Origin of the sequence: Massilia sp. 9I (assembly GCF_902506415.1) — a bacterium.
Taxonomy (GTDB): Bacteria; Pseudomonadota; Gammaproteobacteria; order Burkholderiales; family Burkholderiaceae_D; genus Telluria.
In genome coordinates this window covers 4,642,949-4,657,639 of sequence record NZ_LR733275.1, presented here as the reverse complement: position 1 = coordinate 4,657,639, position 14,691 = coordinate 4,642,949, and the positions used below count along the sequence as shown (strand labels likewise).

The window sequence follows — 14,691 nt, the reverse complement described above, 5'->3', positions numbered from 1 at the left end:
CGCCTTGCAGCGCGGCCGGCGCATGCAGCCACCGCATACGGCCGGCAGTCCACCGCGGCCACATGGAATCCCCTTGAGAAGAGCTTATGTCCGATACCAAATCAATGAATAACGGCGCAGTCCAGAACGGCAATCAGAAAGCCGCCAAGAAGCCAGAGAGCAAATACCCGGTCAATATGACCGACACCCCTTTCCCGATGCGCGGCGACCTCGCCAAGCGCGAGCCGGGCTGGGTCAAGCAATGGCAGGACAAGAAGATCTACCAGCGCATCCGCAAGGCGAGCGCCGGCCGTCCGAAGTTCATCTTGCACGACGGTCCGCCGTACGCGAACGGTGACATCCACCTGGGCCACGCCGTCAACAAGATCCTGAAGGACATGGTCGTCAAATCGCGCACCATGGCCGGCTTCGACGCGCCCTACGTACCGGGCTGGGACTGCCACGGCATGCCGATCGAGATCCAGATCGAAAAACTGTACGGCAAGAACCTGCCGACCGCCGAGGTGCTGCAGAAAGCCCGCGCCTACGCGCTCGAGCAGATCGACCGCCAGCGCGCCGGCTTCATCCGCCTGGGCGTGCTGGGCGAATGGGAAAACCCCTACATGACCATGGCCTACGGTAACGAGGCCGACGAACTGCGCGCGCTCGGCAAGTTGCTGGAAAAAGGCTACGTCTACCGCGGCCTGAAGCCCGTCAACTGGTGCTTCGACTGCGGCTCGGCCCTGGCCGAAGCGGAAGTGGAATACCAGGACAAGCGCGACCCGGCGATCGACGTCGGCTTCCCGTTCGCGGAACCCGAGAAAGTGGCGGCTGCCTTCGGCCTGCCTTCGCTGCCGAGCACGAACGGCTTCATCGTGATCTGGACCACCACCCCGTGGACCATCCCGTCGAACCAGGCGCTGAACGTCAATCCGGAAGTCACCTACGCGCTGGTGCAGGCCGAACGCGACGGCCAGCCGCTGCTGCTGATCCTGGCGCAGGACCTGGTCGAAGCCACCCTGCAGCGCTACAAGCTGGAAGGCAGCGTCATCGCCACCACCCTGGGCGAGAAGCTGGACGGCCTGCGCTTCAAGCACCCGCTGCATGCGCAGGATCCGTTCTACGACCGCACGTCGCCGGTCTACCTGGCCGACTACGTCACGGTCGACAGCGGCACCGGCGTGGTCCACTCGGCGCCGGCCTACGGCCTGGAAGACTTCCAGTCCTGCAAAGCGCACGGCATGAAGGACGACGAGATCCTGAAACCCGTCATGGGCGACGGCCGCTTCACTTCGACCCTGCCGCTGTTTGGCGGCCTCACCATCTGGGAAGCTTCCAAGCCGATCTGCGAAGCCCTGCGCGGCGCGGGCGCGCTGTTCGAACTGAAGATGTTCGACCACAGCTACATGCACTGCTGGCGCCACAAGACCCCGATCGTGTACCGCGCCACCAGCCAGTGGTTCGCCGGCATGGACGTCACCCCGAAAGATGGCGGACCGACCCTGCGCGAAACCGCGCTGGCCGGCATCGCCGAGACCCAGTTTTTCCCGGACTGGGGCCAGGCGCGCCTGCAGGGCATGATCGCCAACCGTCCGGACTGGACCCTGTCGCGCCAGCGCCAGTGGGGCGTGCCGATGGCCTTCTTCATCCACAAGGAGACTGGCGAACTGCACCCGCGCACTCCCGAGCTGCTGGAGCAGGTCGCCAAGCTGATCGAACAGAACGGCATCGACGCCTGGCAAAACCTCGACCCGGCCACCCTGCTGGGCGCGGACGCCGCCACCTACGAGAAGAACAAGGACACGCTGGACGTGTGGTTCGACTCCGGCTCGACCCACCAGACTGTGCTGCGCGGCTCGCACAAGGAGCAATCCGCCTTCCCGGCCGACCTCTACCTGGAAGGTTCGGACCAGCACCGCGGCTGGTTCCACTCGTCGCTGCTGACCTCCTCGATGCTCAACGGCCGTCCGCCCTACAAGGCGCTGCTGACCCACGGCTTCACCGTCGACGAGAACGGCAAGAAGATGTCCAAGTCGCTGGGTAACACCCTGGCGCCGCAGAAGATCTCCGATACGCTCGGCGCCGACATCCTGCGCCTGTGGGTGGCCTCGACCGACTACACGGGCGAGCTGTCGATCGGCGAAGAGATCCTCAAGCGTGTGACCGAATCGTATCGCCGCATCCGCAACACCCTGCGCTTCCTGTTGGCGAACACCTCGGACTTCGATCCGGTGACGAACGCCGTGCCGCTGGCCGAGATGTTCGAGATCGACCGCTACGCGCTGGCCGAGACCGAGAAGCTGCAGCGCGACATCGCAGCGCATTTCGAGCGCTACGAATTCCACCCGGTGGTGGCGCGCCTGCAGAACTTCTGCTCGGAAGACCTGGGCGGCTTCTACCTCGACATCCTGAAGGACCGCCTGTACACCACGGGCGTGGACTCGCTGGCGCGCCGTTCGGCCCAGACCGCGCTGTGGCACATCGCGCACAGCCTGCTGCGCGTAATGGCGCCGATCCTGTCCTTCACCGCCGAGGAGGCCTGGGCCGTGTTCGCGGGCCAGCAGAACTTCCAGGAGTCCGACGAGACCATCTTCACCCAGACCCTGTGGAGCTTCCCGCAGCAGCCGGACGCAGAAGCGCTGCTGGCCAAGTACGCAGCGCTGCGCGAAGTACGCGCCGATGTCACCAAGCAGCTGGAAGAAGTGCGCGCCTCGGGCGCCATCGGCTCCTCGCTGCAGGCGGAGCTGGCGATCAAGGCCGCCGGCGAGAAGTACGCGCTGCTGTCCAGCCTCGACGATGACCTGAAGTTCGTGTTCATCACCTCGCAGGCGACGGTCGAGCAGGCGGCGGACGCCGCCAACGAAGCGGTGAACGTGACCCCGTCGGACGCGGAAAAGTGCGAGCGCTGCTGGCACTACCGCCGCGACGTCGGCCACGACCACGCGCATCCAGGCCTGTGCGGCCGCTGCACCAGCAACCTGTTCGGCAGCGGCGAAAAGCGCCGCTTCGCCTGACGACATCCCCTCGCGGGGTCCTACCGCCATGCCGCGCTCAGGAGATCAAGCGCGGCATGGCGGGCACCACCACCTCTACCATGGCCACTAAAAAGAAAACCGCATCGCCGGGCGCCAAGCCGGTCTACAAGTCTTCCGCCAGCCTGCTGCCCTGGTTCGGCATCGCCGTGCTGGTGATCCTGCTCGACCAGGTCACCAAGCTCACCGTCGAGCGTAGCTTCGCCTACGGCGAGACGCTGCCGGTAACAAGCTTCTTTAACCTGATCAAGGTCTACAACCCGGGCGCAGCCTTCAGCTTCCTGGGCGACGCCGGCGGCTGGCAGCGCTACTTCTTCACCGGCATCGCGATCGCCGCCGTCGGCTTCATCCTGTACCTGATGAAGAAGCACGCCACCCAGCGCCTGTTCTGCTTCGCGCTGGCCCTGATCATGGGCGGCGCCATCGGCAACGTGATCGACCGCCTGGCCTACGGCCACGTGATCGACTTCCTCGATTTCTACTGGAAGGGCGTGGGCCACTTCCCTGCCTTTAACATCGCCGACATCGGCATCTCGGTCGGCGCCTTCCTGTTCATCGTCGACGAGCTGCGGCGCGTGAACAAATCCTGACCACCCAGGAGGCATCATGAGCATGGAGCTCAAGGACAAGAAAATCGTTCTCGGCCTGACCGGGGGCGTGGCCTGCTACAAGGCGGCGGAACTGTGTCGCGCCCTGGTCAAGCAGGGCGCCAGCGTGCAGGTGGTGATGAGCGAAGCCGCCACCCACTTCATCGGCACCGTGACCATGCAGGCCCTGTCCGGCCGCCCGGTCTACACCGACCAGTGGGATGCGCGCATGGCCAACAACATGGCCCACATCGACCTGACGCGCGAGGCCGACGCGATCCTGATCGCACCCTGCTCGGCCGACTTCATGCGCAAACTGGCGCACGGCGCGGCCGACGACCTGCTGTCGACCCTGTGCGTGGCGCGCCCGCGCCGCGTGCCGCTGCTGGTGGCGCCGGCGATGAACGTCGAGATGTGGGAAAACCCGGCGACCCAGCGCAACGTGAACCAGCTGCAGGAAGACGGTGTGTGCCTGTTCGGTCCCGCGGCCGGCTCCCAGGCCTGCGGCGAGACGGGGCTCGGGCGCATGCTCGAAGCCGACGAACTGGTCGAAGAGCTGGTGGCGTCCTTCCAGCAAAAGGTACTGGCCGGCCGGCGCGTCCTGATCACGGCCGGGCCGACTTTTGAGCCGATCGACCCGGTGCGCGGCATCACCAACCTTTCCTCGGGCAAGATGGGCTATGCGGTGGCGCGCGCAGCGCGCGAAGCCGGCGCCGAAGTCACCCTGGTCTCGGGCCCGACCGCCCTGCCCACCCCGCACGGCGTGCGCCGCATCGACGTCCTGACCGCCCAGCAGATGCACGACGTGGTCATGGCCGGCATCGAAGGCCAGCACGTCTTCATCGGCGTGGCGGCCGTCGCCGACTGGCGCGTGGCGAATGCCAGCGACGAGAAGATCAAGAAGGCCGAGGGAGGCGGCGCGCCGCAGCTGGAATTCGTGCAGAACGCCGACATCCTGGCCACCGTCGCCGCCACCACCACGCTGTCCGGCTGGCCCTACTGCGTGGGCTTCGCCGCGGAGTCCGGCAACCTGATGGAATTCGGCGCGGCCAAGCGCGAGAAAAAAGGCATTCCCCTGTTGGTGGGCAATATCGGGCCGCAGACCTTCGGGCAGGATGAGAACACCATCATCCTGTTCGACGAAAGCGGCCATACCGTGCTGCCGCGCGCCGACAAGCTGAGCCTGGCGCGCCAGCTGGTTTCCGAAATCGCGAAACGCCTGGAACGGCGCTCGCTCCTGACCTAAAAGAAGAAGATGAAACGTATCGACCTCAAGATCCTCGACCCGCGCATGCAGGAGCTCCTGCCGGCCTACGGCACGCCCGGCAGCGCGGGCCTGGACCTGCGCGCCTGCATCGACGCGCCCCTCGTCATCGAGCCCGGCCAGACCGTGCTGGTGCCGACTGGCCTGGCCATCCACATTGGCGATCCGGGCTATGCGGCCATGATCCTGCCGCGCAGTGGGCTCGGCCATAAGAACGGCATCGTTCTCGGCAATCTGGTAGGCTTGATCGACTCCGACTACCAGGGCCAGCTCATGGTCTCGACCTGGAACCGCGGCCATTCCACCTTCACGCTGCAGCCGATGGACCGCCTCGCCCAGCTCGTGATCGTGCCGGTGCTGCAGGTGGAATTCAACGTGGTAGAGGAGTTCGCATCGAGCGAACGGGGCGCCGGAGGTTTCGGTAGCACCGGCAAACAATAACAATAGAGTACTCTAGGAGGAACATGAGCCGTATTCATTTGCGCAAGGCTGCGCTGGCAGTCGCAACCGCCGTGCTGCTGTCGGCCTGCGCCACGCAGGGCCCGATGCGGCCAAGCCAGCCGCTCCCGCCGGGGCAGACTGCACCGGAAACACCGCAAGTGACGCCGGAGATGACGGCGGCAGCCGAGACCCTGACCCGCATGGCGGCACTGCAGGACCGCCTGTACAAGGTGGCGGCGCCCCTCCTCATCGACAACGCGGAACTGTGCACGCGCCACGCGCGCAACCTGCTCGGCTTCACGGCCAAGAACCGCTACACCTACCCCGGCAGCTACAACGAGGCCGCGCACGCCGTGCTCGGCATGGGCGAGCGCCTGCAGGTGACCAACGTGCTGGCCGGCAGCGGCGCCGCCAAGGCCGGCCTGCGCCAGGGCGACGAACTGGTGGCCGCCGCCGACAAGCCGCTGCCGACCGGGCCCAATGCGCTGTCCCAGGCCGGCGCCGTGTTCGGCCCGATCGTGCAAAAGCAGGCCAGCCTGCCGCTGACCATCGAACGCCGCGGCCAGCAGCGCGACCTGACGGTACCCGTCACCCGCGCCTGCGCCTTCGGTATCGAGCTGGGCAACGCCGACAACGTCAACGCCTATGCCGACGGCCAGCGCGTGATGGTCACGCGCGGCATGATGGGCTTCGTCAAGAACGACGACGAACTGGCGTACGTAGTAGCGCACACAATGGCGCACAACATGCTGGGCCACGCCGCCAGCCAGCGCAACGCCGCCACCATCGGCAGCATCATCGACAACCTGACCCGCATCGCGCCGGACACCTCGATGCTGATCGGCAGCGGCGGCATCAAGGCGATGCCGGCCACGCTCGACACCGCGGCCGACCGCCTCGCGGTCTACCTGCTCGCGCGCGCCGACTACCGCATCGAAGGCGTGTCCGGTTTCTGGAAGCGCTTCGCCGACACCTATCCGGCCACGGTCCTGAACGGCCACACGGCCAACCACCCGTCGATGGCCCAGCGCACCGCCACCATCGACAAGGCGGTGGCCGAGGTTAAGGCCAAGAAGTCGGACAAGAAGCCGCTGACGCCGTAAGGCTTGAGGCTTGCCCATCCAGGACGGACGCCGCGTGCGTCCGTCGTCGTTTTCAACTGGCGAGACGGCGTTCGGCAAGCTGGGCCCGTTTTTTGTATCATTGTCCATCCGGACCACCATTGCCCACCATGGACAGCATCGACCTCGACGTACTCAAGACCTGCGACGCCTGGCTTGCCGCGGGCCGCCGCTGCCAGCTGGTGACTGTCATCAAGACCTGGGGCTCGAGCCCGCGCCCGATTGGCGCCACCCTCGGCATCTGCGAAGACGGCAGCGTGGTCGGCTCGGTCTCGGGCGGCTGCATCGAGGACGACCTGATCGACAAGGTACGATCCAACGGCATCGAACTGGCGCGGCCCGAGATCGTCAGCTACGGCATCAGCGCCGATGAGGCGCACCGCTTCGGCCTGCCCTGCGGCGGCACCATCGAACTGGCCATCGAGCCGCTCGGCCCCGAGAGCCGCATTGGCGAACTGCTGGCGCGCCTGCTTGATGGCGAACTGGTGGAGCGCCGCGTGGACCTTGCGAGCGGCGCCGTGAGCCTGGCGCGCGCGCAGGCCAGCGCCATCCAGCGCGTCGAAGACGGCGCGCTGTTCACCCTTCACGGCCCGCGCTGGCGCCTGTTCATCATCGGCGCCGGCCCGCTGTCGCGCTTCCTGGCGCAGGTGGCGAGCGGCATGGACTACCGCGTGGTCGTGTGCGACCCGCGCGAGGAATACCGCAGCGGCTGGAATCTCCCTGGCGTGGAGCTGGTGCACGCGATGCCGGACGACCTGGTAATCGAAGCGCGCCTGGATGCGCGCAGCGCGGTGGTCGCCCTCACCCACGACCCGAAGCTGGACGACCTGGCGCTGATGGAAGCGCTCAAGTCGGATGCCTTCTACGTCGGCGCGATCGGCTCGCGCCTGAACAACGAGAAGCGGCGCGAGCGCCTGAAGCTGTTCGACCTGGATGATGTCCAGCTGGCGCGCCTGCACGGCCCGGTCGGCATCTATATCGGCAGCAAGACCCCAAGCGAGATCGCGATCTCGATCATGGCCGAGATGACGGCCGTGAAGAATGGCGTCCCAAGCCACATGCTGGTGCCGCATGCGGCGGCCCCGCAGCCGGCGACGACTGTGGCCTGCGTCGTCGAGCGCTCCGCTTGGTCCGCCGCGTGAATTCGACCGCAAGAACCGGATGGCGCGGCGCGTCCCCATCCGCCACCATTGTCCCTTTGCCAGGTAGTCCCCGATGAACACCGTGAACATGCTGCGCCTGGTGGCGCTGGCCGCCATCTGGGGCGGCTCCTTCCTCTTCATGCGCATCGCCGCGCCCGTGCTCGGCCCGGCCGTGCTGATCGAATACCGGGTGCTGTTCGCAGCCCTGTTCCTGGCCGCCGTGGCCTGGGTCATGGCGCGCCGCGGCAAGGGCAGCCCCCTCGAGCTGCGCCAGCACTGGAAGCACTACCTGATGCTGGGCTTCTTCAATTCGGCGCTGCCCTTCCTGCTGTTCGCCTTCGCCGCGCGCACCCTGTCGGCCTCGGTGCTGTCGGTGCTGAATGCGACCGCACCGATGTTCGGCGCCCTGGTCGGCGCCGTGTGGGCGCGCCAGAAGGTCTCCGGGCGCGCTGCGCTTGGCCTGGTGCTGGGCACGGTGGGGGTAAGCCTGCTGGTCGGCTTCGACCACGTGTCGGAGCGTCCGGGCGCGGCCGCCGCGATTGCCGCGGCCCTCGTCGCCGCGTTCAGCTACAGCGTGGCCAGCCAGTACGCCAAGTCGGCCAAGGCGGTGGCGCCCTTCGCCAATGCACACGGTTCGATGTGGGCCGCCACCATCTGCGTGATCCCAGCATTGGCCTTCTTCCCCGCGCCGGGCGAGCCGACCGTCGGCATCATGGCCGCCGTGCTGGCGCTGGGCGTGCTATGCAGCGGCATCGCCTACATCCTCTACTTCAAGCTGATCGAAGAAGTCGGCACCACGTCGGCACTGACGGTGACCTTCCTGAATCCCATGTTCGGCATCCTGTGGGGCGCGCTCTTCCTGCACGAGGTGATCGGCTGGCATACGATACTTGGCTCGGCCATCGTGCTGGTCGGCACTGCGCTGGTGACGGGCTTCGTTCCCTCTTTCCTGCGCGCGCGCAGCGCCCAGGCCCGCTAAGGACCCGCGATGCGCCTTGATCTCGCGATCGAGCTGCCGCCTGGCTACCGCAGGGAGGACGTGCTCACCTTTCACAGCCGCGATGCTGAGGCGGTCGCGGAACAGGTAAGTCCCGGCGGCCTGCGCAAGGGTGTGCTGCTTGGTGGCGTGCCGGTGGTGCTGGAAGTGGCGTTCGATGCGGATGTTGCCGACTGCACGGTGAACGCGGATGGGGACATGACGCCGGCCCTGCTCGAACGTGCACGCGAGGCGCTGCTGAACATCCTCGGCCTGCGCATCGACCCGGCCGCGTTCGCGCAATTCGTGCGCGACGATCCCGCGCTGGGGCCGGTGGTAGCGCGCCAGCCGGGCCTGCGCATCATCCAGTCCGCCACCGTATTCGAGGCCCTAACCTGGGCCATCATCGGCCAGCAGATCAACCTGCCCTTCGCGATCTCGCTGCGCCGGACCTTCATCCAGCTGGCCGGCCGCACGCATGCGAGCGGCCTGTGGAGTTATCCGGAAGCGGCGGACGTAGCGCGCCTGGAATTGGAGGCGCTCACCAGCCGCAAGTTTTCGCGCGCGAAAGCCGAGACCCTGCTGCGCCTGGCGCAGCTCGTCGTCGATGGCCAGGTACGCCTCGACCGTGACTTGCCGGTCGACCAGTTCGTGCAGCAACTGCTAGCGGTAAAGGGCATCGGACCCTGGACCGTCAATTACACCTTGCTGCGCGGATATGGCTACCCCGACTGTTCGCTGGAAGGCGATGTGGCGGTGCGTACCGCCCTGCACCGCCTGCTGGGCGGTGAAGCGCGTCCCGACATTCCCACTGCGCAGCGTCTGCTGGAGCGCTATGCGCCGCACCGCACGATGGCGGCCGCTTACCTGTGGGCCAGCCTCAGCGACCAGGCCGGCTGAGCTGTCCGATCAATTCCAGCGTGGTAAATCGTCGAACTGCTGCGCACTTTCCCCAGAAAAACGGATCAGTTCCGGCAAGGGCACCGTGGCCAGGTTGTCGCGTCCGTAGTGCCCGCCGAGCGCACTAGGAATCTTGAGGCAATATTTTCTTCCCTCGGCCAGCGGACCGAGCGTGGATTCCGCCAGGTGTACGACTTCCGGCATGTACCAGTCGTTGAGGAAATCCTGATTGTAGGCCAGCGCGTCGAGCGCGGCGCGGCTGTCGGCGACCGGCTCGCAGCACAGGTCTTGCGGACGCAGCCGCCAGTAGCGCCCTTCGTCGTCGCGGATGATGAGGTTGCCGAAAGGATTGGACCCAAGGACCTCGACAGCGGTCAAGCCGACCCAGCCCCAGGCCTCGTTGATGTCGTCTACGTTGATCATGTCTGCCTCCTCCAAACCAGCGGTTCGCATGTTGGACAAGGCTGGCTCGACAACATTCCGGGCGGCTGCGTCCGGTTTGCGCTGTGTCGTCTAATAGCGTCTAACAAAAGCCTCAGGGCCAAGGCGCATCGTCGAAGACAGTACGCTAGTACGGCAAGACGATGCAACGCAGCCATGAGGTTTTTGTTAGGCGCTGGAATTGAAAAAGCCGTTGATCCTTGCGGATCAACGGCTTCGAATTTGGTTGCGGGGACAGGATTTGAACCTGTGACCTTCGGGTTATGAGCCCGACGAGCTGCCAGACTGCTCCACCCCGCGTCTGATGGAATGAATTATACGCCGAATGCGCCTTTTAGGCAAACCCAATCCTCCCCAGGTGTGCGATTGCAGCACAGTATGGCTCATCGGTCATCATTGGAGCACGCGCCGGCGCCGGCATAAGCCGCGTAAATCAGTGTAAAGTAAGCACAATTCCAACCTGCCGCTGACCTATGAAATTCTGTTCCGAGTGCGCCCACCCTGTCGCCCTGGCCATTCCCGAAGGCGACAACCGGCCGCGCTACGTCTGCCCGCACTGCCACACCATCCATTACCAGAATCCCAAGCTGGTCATCGGCTCGATTCCCGTCTGGGAACAGGACGGCAAGCTGCAGATACTGCTGTGCAAGCGTGCCATCGAGCCCCGCTACGGCTACTGGACCTTGCCGGCAGGCTTCATGGAGAACGAGGAGACCACCGAGCAGGCCGCCATGCGCGAAACGGAAGAGGAAGCCGGCGCCGACGTCGAGCTGGGCAAGCTGTTCACCCTGCTCAACGTGGCCCACGTGCACCAGGTCCACCTGTTCTACCTGGCGCGGCTGCGCAACCTGGACTTCGCGCCGGGTGAGGAAAGCCTGGAAGTCCAGCTCTACACCCAGGACGAGATTCCCTGGGACGACCTGGCTTTCCCGACGGTACGCACCACGCTGGAACTCTTCTTTGCCGACCGCGTCAAAGTGCGCGAGGGCGGCGAGTACGGTTTCCACAGCCGCGATATCGTGCGGCCGATGCTGGCTCCCCGCGAACCCGACTGATTCATCGAGGGCCGCATGATCCCCTGGCTCGAGCCGACATCGCCGTTTCCCGACGTCTCCGAGGCGCTGACGATCGACGCGCCCGGCCTGCTTGCGGCCGGCGCCGACCTGTCGCCGCAGCGCCTGCTGCTGGCCTACCAGAACGGGATCTTCCCCTGGTTTTCGGAAGGCCAACCCATCCTGTGGTGGAGCACCGACCCGCGCATGGTGTTGCGTACCGAGCAGTTCAAGGTGAGCGACAGCCTCAAGAAGACCCTGCGCAAGGTCGAGCGCAGCCGCATCGAGGGCGGCCCGTGGACCGTGCGTTTCGACAGCGCCTTCGAGGAGGTGATGCGCGCCTGCGCCGCACCGCGCAAGGATGGGCCGGGCACCTGGATCTCGGAAGAGATTATCGACGGCTACACCGGCCTGCACGCGATGGGCTACGCCCATTCGGCCGAAGTCTGGCTGGACGGCGAGCTGGTGGGCGGCGCCTACGGGGTTTGCATCGGCCGCATGTTTTATGGCGAATCGATGTTCGCGCGGGTATCAGATGCGTCCAAGGTGGCGCTGGCCTACCTGGTCGCCTTCCTGCGCAGCCAGGGTGTACAAATGGTCGACTGCCAGCAGGAGACCGGCCACCTGGCCTCGCTGGGCGCCGCGCCGATTCCGCGCAGCGCCTTCCTGGCGCACCTGGCCAAAGCCATCCGTGAACCGTCGATCACCCGCTGGGAACCGGTGGCACCGTTGACTGCCTAACAGTGGCGGCGCCTTGATTTCGCTAAAATAGGTTCATCACGTCGTCTCGAGAGCTTTTGCATGACGCACCTAAATGACCTGCCCTTCGCCACGCTCCAGTTCTACACGACGGCGCCGTATCCCTGCAGCTACCTCGACGCCCGCCAGGCCCGGTCCCAGGTGGCGACCCCGTCGCACCTCATCAATGCCGACGTGTATTCCGAACTGGTGCGCAACGGCTTTCGCCGCAGCGGCATCTTCACCTACCGCCCCTACTGCGACGGCTGCCAGGCCTGCATCCCGGTGCGGGTCAAGTGCGAGGACTTCACCCCCAGCCGCACCCAGCGCCGCGCCTGGAAGCGCCATGGCAACCTGGTGGCAATGGTGGCCAACCTGGCGTTCTCGGACGAGCACTACGCGCTCTACCTGCGCTACCAGACGACCCGCCACGTCGGCGGCGGCATGGACCAGGACAGCCGCGATCAATACGCCCAGTTCCTGCTGCAGAGCCGCGTCAATACCCGCCTGGTCGAGTTCCGCGAACCCGACGGCCTGCTGCGCATGGTGTCGATCATCGACGTGCTGTCCGACGGCCTGTCCTCGGTCTACACCTTCTTCGATCCGGACCTGCCAGGCGCGTCCTTCGGCACCTACAACGTGATGTGGCAGGTGAACCAGGCACGCGAGCTGGGCCTCCAATATGTCTATCTCGGCTACTGGATCGAGCAGAGCCCGAAGATGGCCTACAAGATCAACTTCCGCCCGCTGGAAGCGCGCATCAAGGGCGTCTGGAGCGTGCTGGAAGCCTGAGCCGCGCCTGCGCCAGGCTGTAAAATGGCGGGAGTCCAAATTTTGAGTCCCCCATGTCCGACAAGCTCCTGTATTCCCTCGCCCGCCCGCTGCTGTTCTCGCTCGACGCCGAGCAAGCCCACAACCTGACCCTGCCGCTGCTGCGCCGCGCCGCCGCGCTCGGCCTGACCAAACTTGCGGCCAAGCCGGCGCCGGATCCGCGCACGGTCATGGGCATCAGCTTCCCGAACCCGGTGGGCCTGGCCGCGGGCCTGGACAAGGATGGCGCCTACATCGACGGCCTGGCCTCGCTCGGCTTCGGCTCGATCGAGATCGGCACCGTGACACCCCGCCCGCAGGGGGGCAACCCGAAGCCCCGCATCTTCCGCCTGCCGCAGGCGCAGGGCATCATCAACCGCATGGGTTTCAATAATGGCGGCGTGGACGCGTTTGTCGCGAATGTCCAGGCCTCGCGCTTCTACCAGGACAAGCAGGGCGTGCTCGGCCTGAACATCGGCAAGAACGCCGACACCCCGATCGAGCGCGCCGCCGACGATTACCTGCACTGCCTGCGCAAGGTCTATCCCTTCGCCAGCTACGTGACGGTCAACATCTCCTCGCCCAACACCAAGAACCTGCGCCAACTGCAGGGCGAGTCCGAACTGGACGCGCTGCTGTCGCAACTCAAGGAAGAGCAGTTGCGCCTGGCCGACCAGCACAAGCGCTACGTGCCGGTGGCGCTCAAGATCGCGCCGGACATCGACGGCGACCAGGTACGCAACATCGCCGGGGCCCTGCTGCGTCACAAGATCGACGGCGTGATCGCCACCAACACCACCCTCAGCCGCACGGCCGTGCAAGGCATGCAGCATGGCGACGAGGCCGGCGGCCTGTCGGGCGCGCCGGTATTCGAGCTGTCGAATACGGTGATCCGTTCGTTGAAGAGCGAGCTGGGCGACGCCCTGCCGATCATCGGCGTGGGCGGCATCATGCGCGGCGAGGATGCGCGCGCCAAGATCGACGCGGGTGCCCAGCTGGTGCAGCTCTACACCGGCTTCATCTACGCCGGCCCGGCGCTGGTGCGCGATTGCGCGGCCGCGCTGCGCCGCCGCTAAAGGAGGCAGCATGGAACGCAGGCAGCTGGGACAAACCGATCTGCAGGTCTCAAAAGTGTGCCTCGGCACCATGACCTTCGGCGAGCAGAACACCGAGGCCGAGGCACACAGCCAGCTCGACTACGCGCTCGAGCGCGGCATCAACTTCATCGACACCGCCGAGATGTATCCGGTAATGGCGAGCCCGGATACGCAGGGCTCGACCGAGCGCTTTATCGGCAGCTGGCTGAAGAAGAGCGGCCGCCGCGCCGACATCGTGCTGGCTACCAAGGTCGCGGGACCGAACAAGATGATGCCGTGGATCCGCGGCGCCAATCACAACCTGGACGCCACCAATATCCGCGCTGCGGTCGAGGACAGCCTGCGCCGCCTGCATACCGATTACATCGACCTGTACCAGATCCACTGGCCGAGCCGGAACCTGCCGATCTTCGGGGCCAACAGCTACAACCCGGAAGGGGAACGTCCTGCCGTGCCGATCTACGAGACGCTGCAGGCGCTGGACGAACTGGTGCGCGAAGGGACCATCCGCCACATCGGCGTCTCCAACGAAAGCACCTGGGGCGTGTGCCAGTACATCAAGCAGTCAGAGATGCGCGGGCTGCCGCGCATCGCTACCGTGCAGAACCTGTACAACCTGACGGCGCGACATTTCGAGACCAGCCTGATGGACGAGGCCTGCCACCGCGAAGGCGTCAGCCTGCTGGCCTACAGCCCGCTGGCCTTCGGGCAGCTGACGGCAAAATACCTGGACGATCCGAATGCGGTCGGGCGGCTGACGGTGTTCCCGAAAAACTGGAGTCCGCGGTATGTGAGGCCGGCGGTGCTGGCGGCGACCGCGGAGTATGCGGCGCTGGCGCGGGCGCATGGCATGTCGCCTGCGCAGATGGCGCTGGCGTGGTGCTATTCGCGCTGGTTCGTGGGGTCGACCATCATCGGGGCGACCAATCTCACGCAGCTGAAAGAAAACATCGATGCGGCGGAGCTGGTGCTGTCAGCGGAGGTGGTGAAGGGGATTGATGAGATTCATGTGCGGTACATGAATGTGGGGCAGTGAGGCGCTAGGGGTGCGCTGACAAGATTGGATCCCGGCCTTCGCCGGGATGACGTGCTAAGGGAGCGGGATAACGAA

The 14,691-nt window shown here is 65.8% G+C and carries 14 protein-coding genes and 1 tRNA gene; 13 read left to right on the top strand and 2 right to left on the bottom strand.

Features of this window, described 5'->3' with window-relative positions:
* Positions 1-86 precede the first annotated feature (86 nt).
* The 8 genes from ileS to GV068_RS20735 all read left to right on the top strand — a co-directional run bounded on the left by ileS (position 87) and on the right by GV068_RS20735 (position 9,442).
* Positions 87-2,993 carry an isoleucine--tRNA ligase gene (gene ileS, locus GV068_RS20770; protein WP_201303324.1) on the top strand — a complete coding sequence of 969 codons (2,907 nt, stop codon included), beginning with the start codon at positions 87-89 and terminating at the stop codon, positions 2,991-2,993.
* An 80-nt stretch (positions 2,994-3,073) separates the two neighbouring features.
* A complete protein-coding gene (gene lspA, locus GV068_RS20765; RefSeq protein ID WP_159705337.1) occupies positions 3,074-3,601 on the top strand; it encodes a signal peptidase II in 528 nt (175 codons plus the stop codon).
* A gap of 22 nt (positions 3,602-3,623) precedes the next feature.
* Positions 3,624-4,844, top strand: a complete 1,221-nt coding sequence (coaBC, locus tag GV068_RS20760) for a bifunctional phosphopantothenoylcysteine decarboxylase/phosphopantothenate--cysteine ligase CoaBC (RefSeq protein ID WP_159705334.1) — start codon at positions 3,624-3,626, stop codon at positions 4,842-4,844.
* 9 nt (positions 4,845-4,853) lie between these two features.
* Positions 4,854-5,303, top strand: coding sequence for a dUTP diphosphatase (gene dut, locus GV068_RS20755; RefSeq protein ID WP_159702307.1), 450 nt, complete (start codon positions 4,854-4,856; stop codon positions 5,301-5,303).
* A gap of 23 nt (positions 5,304-5,326) precedes the next feature.
* A complete protein-coding gene (locus tag GV068_RS20750) occupies positions 5,327-6,406 on the top strand; it encodes a M48 family metallopeptidase (RefSeq protein WP_159702304.1) in 1,080 nt (359 codons plus the stop codon).
* A gap of 128 nt (positions 6,407-6,534) precedes the next feature.
* Complete coding sequence (locus GV068_RS20745; RefSeq protein WP_159702301.1) at positions 6,535-7,566, top strand: XdhC family protein; 1,032 nt, start codon at positions 6,535-6,537, stop codon at positions 7,564-7,566.
* Positions 7,567-7,639: 73 nt separating this feature from the next.
* Entirely contained in the window at positions 7,640-8,545 is a 906-nt protein-coding gene (locus GV068_RS20740; protein WP_229464389.1) for a DMT family transporter, read from the top strand.
* A 9-nt stretch (positions 8,546-8,554) separates the two neighbouring features.
* Positions 8,555-9,442 carry a DNA-3-methyladenine glycosylase gene (locus GV068_RS20735; protein ID WP_159702298.1) on the top strand — a complete coding sequence of 296 codons (888 nt, stop codon included), beginning with the start codon at positions 8,555-8,557 and terminating at the stop codon, positions 9,440-9,442.
* A 9-nt stretch (positions 9,443-9,451) separates the two neighbouring features.
* Here the strand turns inward: GV068_RS20735 and GV068_RS20730 are convergent, their stop codons facing one another.
* Both GV068_RS20730 and GV068_RS20725 read right to left on the bottom strand, forming a co-directional pair.
* Entirely contained in the window at positions 9,452-9,865 is a 414-nt protein-coding gene (locus GV068_RS20730) for a T6SS immunity protein Tdi1 domain-containing protein (RefSeq protein WP_159702295.1), read from the bottom strand.
* Between the two features lie 241 nt (positions 9,866-10,106).
* Positions 10,107-10,183: transfer RNA gene (locus GV068_RS20725), tRNA-Met, on the bottom strand.
* Between the two features lie 173 nt (positions 10,184-10,356).
* Between GV068_RS20725 and GV068_RS20720 the strand changes: the two genes are divergently transcribed.
* The 5 genes from GV068_RS20720 to GV068_RS20700 are packed head-to-tail and all read left to right on the top strand — an operon-like array spanning position 10,357 to position 14,616.
* Positions 10,357-10,938: an NUDIX hydrolase gene (locus GV068_RS20720; RefSeq protein ID WP_159702291.1), complete on the top strand. Its 582-nt coding sequence runs from the start codon at positions 10,357-10,359 to the stop codon at positions 10,936-10,938.
* A 15-nt stretch (positions 10,939-10,953) separates the two neighbouring features.
* Complete coding sequence (gene aat, locus GV068_RS20715; protein ID WP_159702288.1) at positions 10,954-11,676, top strand: leucyl/phenylalanyl-tRNA--protein transferase; 723 nt, start codon at positions 10,954-10,956, stop codon at positions 11,674-11,676.
* Positions 11,677-11,736: 60 nt separating this feature from the next.
* Positions 11,737-12,465 (top strand): arginyltransferase, encoded by a 729-nt coding sequence (locus GV068_RS20710; protein ID WP_159702285.1) that lies wholly within the window; start codon positions 11,737-11,739, stop codon positions 12,463-12,465.
* Positions 12,466-12,518: 53 nt separating this feature from the next.
* A complete protein-coding gene (locus GV068_RS20705; protein WP_159702282.1) occupies positions 12,519-13,559 on the top strand; it encodes a quinone-dependent dihydroorotate dehydrogenase in 1,041 nt (346 codons plus the stop codon).
* A 10-nt stretch (positions 13,560-13,569) separates the two neighbouring features.
* Positions 13,570-14,616, top strand: coding sequence for an aldo/keto reductase (locus GV068_RS20700; protein WP_159702279.1), 1,047 nt, complete (start codon positions 13,570-13,572; stop codon positions 14,614-14,616).
* Positions 14,617-14,691 lie beyond the last annotated feature (75 nt).